Below are 10,282 nucleotides of genomic sequence, written 5' to 3'. Positions count from 1 at the left end.
CGTAACTCCTTATATCCCAGTTCTGGCTTGCATGATAGCAGGCCTTATTGTCGTGCTCTTTTTACCAGAAAATTTCTTTTTACTTTTTTTAATTATCTACTTGACTTTTAATAGTTGGTCTTTCTGTCCCGATTCTCCTGCCGCACAATTTTTATCTTCTCTTTTATCAAACCGGAACGTGCGGCAATTCCGTCACACAGCTTCACCTCCTCTCTGAGTTTCCCCATCTGCTCTGTCAATCCAGTAATCTCCGCTTTCATCTCCATCCGTGTTTCCTCTTCGTTCACGCTCCGAACCCGGTATCTGAGAGATTTTCTCTTCCTCTCCAACTGCTCCAGACGATTCTCGCAAGTTTCTTTCCACGAAAAAAGCTGCTCTGCGGTATCAATGTGATAGCGGCAAAGCAGCCTTGTCTCTTTTGTGATTTGATTCAATTTTCTCAAATCTTCCCTGAGCAGAAAGTGCATTTGTCTGGTACTCGTCTGCGGTCTGCTTTTCGGCAGGATTCCCAACAGATAACAATAATGCAGATACAATCCCCGCAGACCACCAATTTTCCTACGTTGGTTGAATGTCCCGTGCAAACGAAACAAACTCACCGGCTCTTTCTTTGGCGACACATCGGATTTGCAAATTTCCCGGTTCTGTATCAGGATTCTTCTGCGGATAGATTCAAGGGTATACTCTTCCCCAAAATTCCGGGCAAGTTTCAATCCTCTATCCTTTCCCTCCGGTCGCACCGTAATATCCTTTCCAATCTTAATCGTGTAACCTTTCTCCTTCAGATAATGGAAGAACTGGCGCTCTGTTCTCGCTTTCCTGATTGCCTCGTCCACATCTGCCTGCACGATTCCCCGATAGGTCGGTCTGCCCTCCTGATGCGCTCTCCACTCTCCATAATGCTGTGTCTTGCCCGGTTTCGGATTCTCAATCACGGACAACTTGTATTCTCTGCAAAGCCTATCCGATACCCTCCGCATATCCCGGTAGTCCTGATTTGTCCTGTGGTATCGCAGCCCATCTGTAAAGGATACCGAATTTACCACAAAATGATTATGAAGATGATGTGCTTTGTCTAAATGAGTGGCAACCAACACTTGAAATCTGTTTCCCCATAACTCCTCTGCCAGCTTCACACCGATCTCATGTGCCATTGCCGGAGTACACTCCCCCGGTGCGAACGACTGATACCCGTGAAATGCCATAATACCCTCATCTTTTCCATATCTCTTTTTTACCGCCATCATTTCCGTCCGGGCGGTGGTAGGTGTACAATTGACACCGGAAACATACTGCTCCATGACCGTCTCACTTTCTTCTGCAATCTCCCCTTTCTCATTTCGTCTGGTCTTTTCTTCATTCACCGCATAAGCAATGACATCAGACAGTCCCTGCGATTCTTCTTCCGCAATTTCTGGTTGCTGCACTACCTTCGGATTCATAGTCTTTTCCGGGTTCTCCACATAAATCACAACCTTGCCAAGCCACCCTTTCACGCTCCAGATTGATGTGGTAGCCACGTCACATCTTTTGCGGGATTCCCCGCCCCTCTGCATTCTCCGGCAGAATGACCGCCTCGGTAATCTCTTTCACGGTCTTTTCAAACATACGCATTGCTCCGTCATACCTCTGCACATCTATGACGTTCAGCGTGTGTGCTTTCTGTGCAATCTGGTTCAGGTTATTCCCGATTTTATGAAGTTCCCTCATCATAGAATAATAATCCGGCGGCGGTGCGTCCCTTGGCACAACACCTGTAATCAACTGCCGCAAATATGCTTCTCGGTTGAGACCACTTTTCTTTACTTTCTTATCCAACACCTCCGCCTCTTTGCGGTTGAGCCGGAACATAACTGGCACATTTCGTTTTCTCATCGTTCCATCTCCCTTCCCCTGTCTATGGATACTGCTACCTGACAAAGACAATTCCTTTCTCTGTCAAATTCATATACCCGGTCAGACAAAACTTCCTGCCTGTCCACCTCGGTCGCATTTACTTCTCTAACCATCTTCCCAAGTTCTTTTGGTGATATTCCCTGCCTTTTGGGAACAACCAAACACTCATGGATGGATGACGGTAAAATATAAAACCCGCCATCAAATTTTTCGTCCACCTGCTTTAATAAATCTGGATATGCCAATACTGCAGCGCCATCCATACGATCCGCATTCGATAAGACAAACATTTCGCCGTAACTGATGGTATCCGCCTGCTCCAGCAAATTTTCTGCTGCTACATCATGGAAATAAATTTCACTCATAATTTTATCCACATCCTGCAAAACCGCCGGCTTTCTACGGACACCATTTTCCAATGCAGTTTCGTGAAGTTCTTGTAGCTGAACACCCCACAGCCCTGCCAATTCATTTGTAATTTTCATACTTGCGCTTCCATTCTCACCCAAAGAAGGAAATACCACTTTATAAATGATAGATAAGTCCTCCATTTTTTCATGGGGCATTTGGGAAAGCGCCCTTTGATTTGCCTTTGTATTAATAAGCACAGGCTCAATATAATCTTTGACACTTTCATATCTCATGAGATCTATACCCTGAGCAATCTCCTGACACTCATAGTTTGCCATGAAACAGTCTGCAATGTTCTCCATGACTTTTTCAATAGATTCTCCTCTTTTGATGTCCTCATAAAAAGGAGCCATATAAATAACCGGGGCAATCTTTTAATCGGGCATTTTAAAAGTAACTCCCGTCAAAACCACGCCATTGTTTTTCTGAGTTTCTACCACAGAACATTCCACAGCTCGTAATTCCGGCGGCAGATAGGATTGAATATTCTGCACCACACTTTCAGCAAACACCTTATCTGTTCTCATTCTGACTGCCCCTTTTCTCTTTTGCTTCTCTATCTGCTGATAATACTTCATCAGTCTTTTTTCCCGTCTCTTTTTATCTGCTCTCTCTAATTCAATTTTCATTCTGACCTTCCCTCCCATTGATCCGATTAATCTGCAACAGACACATCAGAACAACTCCGAAAGCTGTTCCAACGACCATTCCACACAGAAACTTCCACATATACATTCACTCACCTTTCTTATGACGGACATCCGCCACACAATTTTCGATTCCATACTGGACACTTCCAGTTCCAGTCAAGGGTTTCAGGGGCGCTAGACGTCCAGTGGACGTCTGTTCAGCGCGGACCGGAGCGGTAGCGGAAATGCCCCTGACAAGCTGCCGCAGGGTTGCCGGACGTTCGTCTGGCAATCCAAAGGCGTTGCTTGCTGGTATAGTGTATCTCACACCTCTTGCGTAACCGCTGCGAATGTAAAGAACATTACCACCCGAAAAGACATACTTTCTAAGTCTGTTTTTCGCCTTGCGGATGGGTGCAACTGCCACACTCCTTACACTGCCAATGACATTTTTCACAGACCTCTTCCCCGCATTCGCCGCCACCTAACATCGTACATCCGCCACAGTTTTTGCAATGACACTCACATTCCAGACACCGATCCGAAAGGTCATCCATCATGCAGTCCTGCTCATTCGGACAAAAATATTCACACCCCTCACAAGCTCCCTGACAGTTTCTCTCGTCTTTTTCTTCTACTACAATTCCAATCAACTCATCTCCGGTTACGTCCTTTTCTTTCTCGGATTGCAACATGGTTTTTAAGGTTTCTTCAATTCGTTCCCGGTCAATGGACGCAAGAACAATCTCTTTTTTATGGATAATCTTCAACACATATTTAATCGCTTTCATGCAAAGTCCTCTTTCTATCGCTCATAACTCTTTTCTCTGACACGTTCTTTTGCTTCAAAATTTGCCCCTACAAAATCATCTGCACCAAGAACATACTTCTCATCATTCCATCTCTCCTGTGCAATTTCTTCTGCCTCCGCCTGACTGTCTGTACGGATAGAGACGGTCTTTTGCAGGGTTTCCGTGATTGTTACATCATACGTTTTCATCTCGCTCCACCTCTTTCCCGGCTTCTTTTTTCACGTTTCGTCATCTGTAGTCCTAACTGGACACAGAGAAAGTCATTGTAATCTTTCCCTGCAGATGGCGGACAGTCTCTTATCCGATACTCTTTCGGCAATACTGTCTGAATGGCTTTTGTTGCCAGTCTCCCAGTCCTGTCATTATCAAAATGAAACACAACCGACTGCACTTCCGGATACTCTTTCAAGAAATGTACCAGCGTTGCAGGCACTTTACTTTTCTCTATTTCCTTTGCCGGCTGATAAACTCCAGCAAGAGATAACAGGTGTTCTGCTCTCCAGTTCTGACCACTCATTTTTTGTAATGTAGCGTAAGATAACAGATCAATAGCAGATTCAAACAGATGAACTTCCTTGCATTCTCCCTCGGCAGGAATGGAAAAGGAATAGTTTTTATCACTTCCACTTGCCTCTCCGATGAAGTCTGTCCCCACACCTCGCAGTGCTGCATATCGGGGGGCTCCCTCTTTATCCTTACCTACAAAAACAACATTGTGGTAATTCGCACTCTCATATATGCGTCCAGTTTCCAAACAAAAATGAATGAGTTCCGTATCAATTCCTCTGCGCCTCAGATAAGAAACTGCATACTCTGTGTAGCGGCAGGCTTTGGGAAGTAACAGGATTTTTTCTGTTTTCTTTTCGGTTGGTGCAGGAACAGGCGGCTGAATAGCTGCCTGTCCTGCAATAATTTCTACTGCCTCAAGAAACGGATACCCTCTCACTTTTATCAGATAATCCAGCGCTGACCGACCACCAATCCCCTGACTCCACCACATCCATTTCCCATTGGAAATCTTCAGACTGTCGTGAGTTCTGGTCGTATAGGTATTGCCGGAGAGATGCACAAGTTCCGACGGTTCATAGTTTTTAAGGTACGTCAGTAAATCCATTCTCTTTACTTCTTGTACCACTTCCGGTGCGATATATGGCATAGTTTTCACCCTCTTTCCTGCCCATGATTTGACATTCGAGATTGAATTTGGAATATCAGGGCATAAGAATAGCCGGGAGATTTTCGTTACTGAAAACCTTCCGGCTATGTAAAAATACAATTTTATAACTTTTGCTCTAAAATAAAGCCATATCATATTGGCTTTTCCTATTACTTGATACGATACATCTCACTCACTTCTTTCTGTTTTAGAACTTAACCTTTGTTTGTATGAATTAATTTTATCTGGTACAACGTATAAATATTCAATAATATATTCAACAAATTCTGCCATACTTTCAACATCTTGTTGTTCTATATCCATCTCCTTATCATGAGCAGCAGAATCTCCAAGAATTTTAGTCAATGAAGAAGCCTCTTTCAATGTATCCGGCAATACTCCTTTTTCTGCAATCTCTTCAATTTTATCTTTCAGTCCCCACTTTGTTGCTCCTTTATCTTTAAGAACCAATTCAAGTGTACGCCTAAGAGCTAATAAGCCTACATATTTATCAATATTTTTTACTTTTAAAGCCGCCTCATACGCCTCTTTAACTTTAGACGGGATAGAATTACTATCAATACTATTAGTTGGAAAAAGAATAGTTTTATCACAATGATACCTCATTGCTCCATCAAGATGTGGTACTATCATCGTTTCATCACCATAACTTTCACGCAAAGTAACCTTGTGACAAACTGGGCAAGCAAACAGCTCATATTCATAAAGATAGTCAAAATCTGCAAATTCAATATCACGCGATCCCCAACTATATTTGCCTATCTGTGACATAGGTGTTTCATTACCACAATGAAAACATTTGATTACTTCTTCTTTTTCTAAATCGAACTTCATCATTTATGCGCCTCACTTTCGCTATAAACACAAATTATACTTAAACATTTGTTTTCAATTCCCATCTCATATTAACTTACAATCACTCAAAATTTTCTCTATTGCCTTCCACACTGAAAGAGATGGGTTTTCTTAATAGTATCCATAACCCTTATACTGGTGCAATGTATATCCATTTTCCTGATTCCTCTGCATGATGTTTCTCGCACGTTTGATAGCGTCAATCACATTAGAAAGATTCATTTTAGTCAAACAGCGTTTGAAATTATCCTCATGTTTGTACTCGTCCATATTTTCAAACTTCTCTCCAAAAGCTTTATTGATTGGTGTAATATACTGTTTTCTATGAGCGTATGAAGCATTACAATCTATCATGTGCAATATAATCCATAGATCAAAAGTGAAATTGCTATATCCAGATTTATACTTAATCTGCTTGCCTAATTGCTCTGCTTTCTTCATATTATCCATAGCGTCTTGGAAGCCTTGCACATGAATAGGCTCATTACTTTCATAATCAAAAAAATGATATACCTCAATCTTTCTTGTGACAGTCAAAGATTTTGCGTGCTTTAATGGATTCTTTTTCACTGGACAATCAATTGAAACTTTACAAACAGATTCTTCCGTATTATTAATCAGGTCTTGTAGCCACTTCAAGTACCACTGCTCTGTTTCTCCCTCGACACTAAAATAATATTTGTTGGTTGGTTTTCTCCTTGCCATAATTACACCTCACCTTCTCTATCCAAAATCTCCTCAAAGATTGGTGTAAAATCAATATCCTTAATCGCACCATACTGACTGATAAAGTATTTTCCCATATAATCCTCATGTTTGCGGACACCTTTATCGCCAGTTGTTCCAAAATCAGACAACGCATATAGAATACTCTGGTGACTGTCATCATCACGCTCTACAAATTTAATCTCATCTCTTCTAAACAGATTAGAATTCAAAAAGATTGGATTGTGTGTGTTGAAAATCAACTGTGCATGGTGGATATTGATGTCATCATTATGAAAAACATTGATTATACTCATCAATGCCATTGGATGAATAGACGCATCAAACTCATCGACTATTAGTGTTCCGCCTGTCTGAATTGCTTTTATAACTAACGGAAACATATTGATAAATCGGATTGTTCCATAGGATTCAAAAATTTCAGCCGCAATAGCTGTATTTTTTTTGTTCTTCATGTCTTTAAAAATAGAATATAATTTTGCCTCCGGCTCATCTTCGCTTATCACATATCCGACTGCATTTGAATTAATTCCAAATAACTTCGCCGCTTTATCTGTTGTCTTTTCCACATAAACAGCCTTTTTCTTAGGATCAGCGAACCTTTTTATCAACTGCATAGAATCTGCGCGATAAATTACCATAAACTTATTTGTAAACCAATCTAAAATCAATTTCACGAACTTTTGTGAAAAGATTAGTTTAAAACCATTGGTCAAAAATAATTCCTCTTTGTTTAAACTGTTTTTTGCGATTTCATTGATACTATCCACATTCTGCTCTGTCACATCAGAAAGATACTCTCTAATTACTTTCATATTTCCAATATGCAGATTATCGGCACGCTGAAAAATTGGTTCTCCATTTACAAAAAGATTTTCAGTAACGATCTTTCTTGGATATTCTTCATCAAGAAATACTCCCAAATCAATCTCTAATTCGTATAAAATCCGAAACTTATCGCTTTCTGCCTCCTCATAAAATTCAACAGAAAAATACACAGGCTTTCCTTCTGCTTCTTTATTATTCGGAATCAACTCCAATGCTGTTGCTGCTGGATTTGGTGAAGATTTCTCTTCGGTATTTCTAATATTTCCCCTAAGCACAATCGCACGAAGAACATCCATTGCACCTATAATATTGGTTTTTCCTGCAGCATTCGGTCCGTAAATCACAGAGGAGCTTAAACCACGAATTTCTTTTCCTTTTACCTTTGTTTTCATTAAACTGTAATCTAGCCCCTTTTGTTTCGGTGCTGCTACCATAGAAAAACTGGATTCTTCTACAAATGATTTATAGTTCTTTGTCTTAAATTCAAGAAGCATATAATAACCTCCATTCTGCTAAATTTTTGCAAAATCATATTATAATTATATGCTTATTATTTTTAACAGTCAACGATTTTATTCTCATTTTGCAATTTTTCTGCAAAATCGTATTTTAAAATCTAACTCATTCCCAACAATTCCATCAGTTCCCACATGTGCCGACACCCCAATAAATACATCTGCACCATTTCCATAGACATTCTGTCTGTTTCCAACAGCCAAAATCTTGAAAGTGCCTGCACCTCTGTGATACTCAGATTCATCGGTTCTCTTATCTCATCATTGTCTGCGATAGTAGAAAGAAAACTATATTTATCCAGTAATTCATGGGTTTCCTCAAGCACTGCCTTATAAAACTCTGATTCTTCTTCCAGCGTTTTATAACAGGTTCGTTCCACTTCTTCAAAAATACCTTCCAGCCATTTCGGAAGTTTATAAATATCTATATCATCAATCCGCACTCTGTCCACCTCTTTCTTTCAATAAAAAACATAACAATACACTATCTTTTGTTCCATTGTGCGAATTTCCATTTTGCAGATTAGACAGTTTTCCTCTGCTATGTAGGCGGTATTGGCTTCCCAACACCGCAATACTCACCGTTCCAACACCCGGCTGCTCTTTTCTTTCTCTTCTATTTCCTCGTCCGGCTCTGCGTCAAGCAGGGTACTGTCTTTCTTGTCCATGTCTAATAGCGCATTTAACTCACCCAAACGTGCGACTTTCTCTTTCAGCTCTTCCTCCTGCGGAAATGGTTTTTCTACTTCCTGCTTTGCTGTCTCCAACTGTACCTTCGTTGTTTCCAATCGTTCCTGACACCGTAAAAGATTATCTTCAAACTTCGCAATGGCATTATCCAAACGAGTAATATTTCCATGAATATCCGTACCGAGTGACACTTGATGTTTGATGTTTCCTTTCAAATTGATGACAAATTCCTTTGAAAAGGTATTGTAATATAGTTCCATCGAAAGCCCACGATACACACCAATCATCTCTGGATCAGGAGACTTCATCTCTTTGCAGGCTGTGATGATGGCTTTTCCTGCCTCCTGTTTTTCGTCATAAGAGATTCCTTTTATCTGCATGACAGGAAATATTTCTCTGTCTGAAGGCGTGTGTTCCTTTACTAATGCAATATCTGCCTCATAATCAGCAATCTTCTCCGTCAGAGCTTTGATTTCTCTTGGATATTGTTTCGTCACTTTATCTTCCATATCGTACTTCTGGCTTAAAAAACTCTGTTTTAGCAACTGTAACTTTGACACCTGAATATCCAGATCCATTTTTTCCTTGATATATGGATTCCCAGTGGCAAGTGCCTTGATTTCTGCATACGACAATGCTGTTTCGTCTATATCTTCCACTGTCCTTGCCGGACTTTTGGAGGTCATAATCTGACTGATAAACTTCTGCTTATTCTCAATCATCTGAAAAAATAAGCGTCAAATGTTCCCTCCGTCACATACCGGATAATATCAACTTTCTTATTCTTATTTCCCTGACGCACCGTTCTTCCTGCCCGCTGTTCCAAATCACGGGGACGCCACGGACAATCCAGATCATGGCTGGCAATGATTAAGTCCTGCACATTCGTCCCGGCTCCCATTTTAAAAGTGCTACCCATCAGAACACGGACAGCACCTCTTCGGACTTTGGAAAACAATTCTTTTTTTCGGACTTCAGTATTAGCGTCATGGATAAATGCAATCTCTTCCGGCGGTACGCCTCTTGCAATCAGTTTATCCCTGACATCATTATAGACACTGAAACTTCCATCTTTCTTTGGTGTGGACAAGTCACAAAATACCAGTTGCGTCAATTTATCTTCTTTATTATCGTACCAGAATCGGTAAACTTCATTCACACAGGAATTGACTTTACTCTCTTCCTCGTCCGGCAGCATTTCATTGATCAGCCTTTGGTCGAGTGCCAGTTTTCTTCCATCATTGGTGATAAGCAGCATATTATCTTCTGTGGCATTTACTCCCCCTTCTCGTACCCGCTCCGCACGTTCCCCTAAATCAAGCACCATGTTTTTCTGCATTTCACTTGGCTTGACCGTAATCACCCGATACTCCGCCTCCGGGACAGGCAGATTCAGCATATCAGCAGTCTGTATATCTGCTACCTCCCGGAACATCATCATGAGTTTCGGCAGATTATAAAACTTCGCAAACCTTGTTTTCAAACGATAACCTGTACCCTCCGGTGCAAGTTCAATGGCTGATACCGTCTCTCCAAACGTAGACGCCCATGCGTCAAAAAATTGCAGATTACTTTCTGCCAACGTATTGTACTGTAAATATCTCTGCATGGTATAAAGTTCATAAGGTAGGAAACGCCACGCCATACTTCCTTTCGTCAGCGGTCTTAGCGTAACCCCCTCCCGAACCGTGCTTACACCTCTCGATGTACACGGCTCTCCATTTTTCATAGTCTAAGTGATTT

At 41.1% G+C, this 10,282-nt stretch carries 13 protein-coding genes and 1 pseudogene; all 14 read right to left on the bottom strand.

Annotated features, from left to right (window positions below; all coding sequences use genetic code 11):
* Window positions 1–107 precede the first annotated feature (107 nt).
* Window positions 108–1,520, bottom strand: a complete 1,413-nt coding sequence (locus E1963_RS18885) for a relaxase/mobilization nuclease domain-containing protein (RefSeq protein WP_132281574.1) — start codon at window positions 1,518–1,520, stop codon at window positions 108–110.
* 1 nt (window position 1,521) lies between these two features.
* On the bottom strand, window positions 1,522–1,875 hold the full coding sequence (locus E1963_RS18880) for a plasmid mobilization protein (protein ID WP_132281571.1): 354 nt from the start codon (window positions 1,873–1,875) through the stop codon (window positions 1,522–1,524).
* The gene (locus E1963_RS18875; protein WP_315974376.1) at window positions 1,872–2,678 is read right to left on the bottom strand and encodes a DUF5688 family protein; all 807 of its coding nucleotides are present in this window, start codon (window positions 2,676–2,678) and stop codon (window positions 1,872–1,874) included. The genes E1963_RS18880 and E1963_RS18875 overlap by 4 nt, the downstream gene beginning before the upstream one ends.
* 3 nt (window positions 2,679–2,681) lie before the next feature.
* Window positions 2,682–2,936 (bottom strand): hypothetical protein, encoded by a 255-nt coding sequence (locus E1963_RS18870; RefSeq protein WP_132281565.1) that lies wholly within the window; start codon window positions 2,934–2,936, stop codon window positions 2,682–2,684.
* Window positions 2,926–3,036, bottom strand: a complete 111-nt coding sequence (locus E1963_RS18865; protein ID WP_132281562.1) for a DUF3789 domain-containing protein — start codon at window positions 3,034–3,036, stop codon at window positions 2,926–2,928. The genes E1963_RS18870 and E1963_RS18865 overlap by 11 nt, the downstream gene beginning before the upstream one ends.
* A gap of 6 nt (window positions 3,037–3,042) precedes the next feature.
* Entirely contained in the window at window positions 3,043–3,228 is a 186-nt protein-coding gene (locus tag E1963_RS20250) for a hypothetical protein (RefSeq protein ID WP_207669413.1), read from the bottom strand.
* Window positions 3,229–3,322: 94 nt separating this feature from the next.
* Window positions 3,323–3,727 (bottom strand): hypothetical protein, encoded by a 405-nt coding sequence (locus tag E1963_RS18860; RefSeq protein ID WP_132281559.1) that lies wholly within the window; start codon window positions 3,725–3,727, stop codon window positions 3,323–3,325.
* A 14-nt stretch (window positions 3,728–3,741) separates the two neighbouring features.
* A complete protein-coding gene (locus E1963_RS18855; protein ID WP_132281556.1) occupies window positions 3,742–3,936 on the bottom strand; it encodes a DpnD/PcfM family protein in 195 nt (64 codons plus the stop codon).
* Window positions 3,933–4,904: a DUF3991 and TOPRIM domain-containing protein gene (locus E1963_RS18850; RefSeq protein WP_132281577.1), complete on the bottom strand. Its 972-nt coding sequence runs from the start codon at window positions 4,902–4,904 to the stop codon at window positions 3,933–3,935. The genes E1963_RS18855 and E1963_RS18850 overlap by 4 nt, the downstream gene beginning before the upstream one ends.
* A 189-nt stretch (window positions 4,905–5,093) precedes the next feature.
* Window positions 5,094–5,762, bottom strand: a complete 669-nt coding sequence (locus E1963_RS18845) for a DUF4145 domain-containing protein (protein WP_132281553.1) — start codon at window positions 5,760–5,762, stop codon at window positions 5,094–5,096.
* A gap of 129 nt (window positions 5,763–5,891) precedes the next feature.
* Window positions 5,892–6,485, bottom strand: a complete 594-nt coding sequence (locus E1963_RS18840; RefSeq protein ID WP_243117811.1) for an RloB family protein — start codon at window positions 6,483–6,485, stop codon at window positions 5,892–5,894.
* Between the two features lie 2 nt (window positions 6,486–6,487).
* Window positions 6,488–7,828 carry an AAA family ATPase gene (locus E1963_RS18835; RefSeq protein ID WP_132281550.1) on the bottom strand — a complete coding sequence of 447 codons (1,341 nt, stop codon included), beginning with the start codon at window positions 7,826–7,828 and terminating at the stop codon, window positions 6,488–6,490.
* Between the two features lie 122 nt (window positions 7,829–7,950).
* A complete protein-coding gene (locus tag E1963_RS18830) occupies window positions 7,951–8,292 on the bottom strand; it encodes a DUF6664 family protein (protein WP_132281547.1) in 342 nt (113 codons plus the stop codon).
* A gap of 135 nt (window positions 8,293–8,427) precedes the next feature.
* Window positions 8,428–10,160, bottom strand: a pseudogene (locus E1963_RS20890) (helicase-related protein); the annotation flags it as partial.
* Window positions 10,161–10,282 lie beyond the last annotated feature (122 nt).

Origin of the sequence: Extibacter muris (genome assembly GCF_004345005.1) — a bacterium.
GTDB classification, from domain to species: domain Bacteria; phylum Bacillota; class Clostridia; order Lachnospirales; family Lachnospiraceae; genus Extibacter; species Extibacter muris.
Note: the sequence above shows the minus strand (reverse complement) of the source record. Positions and strands in the feature narration are given on the sequence as shown.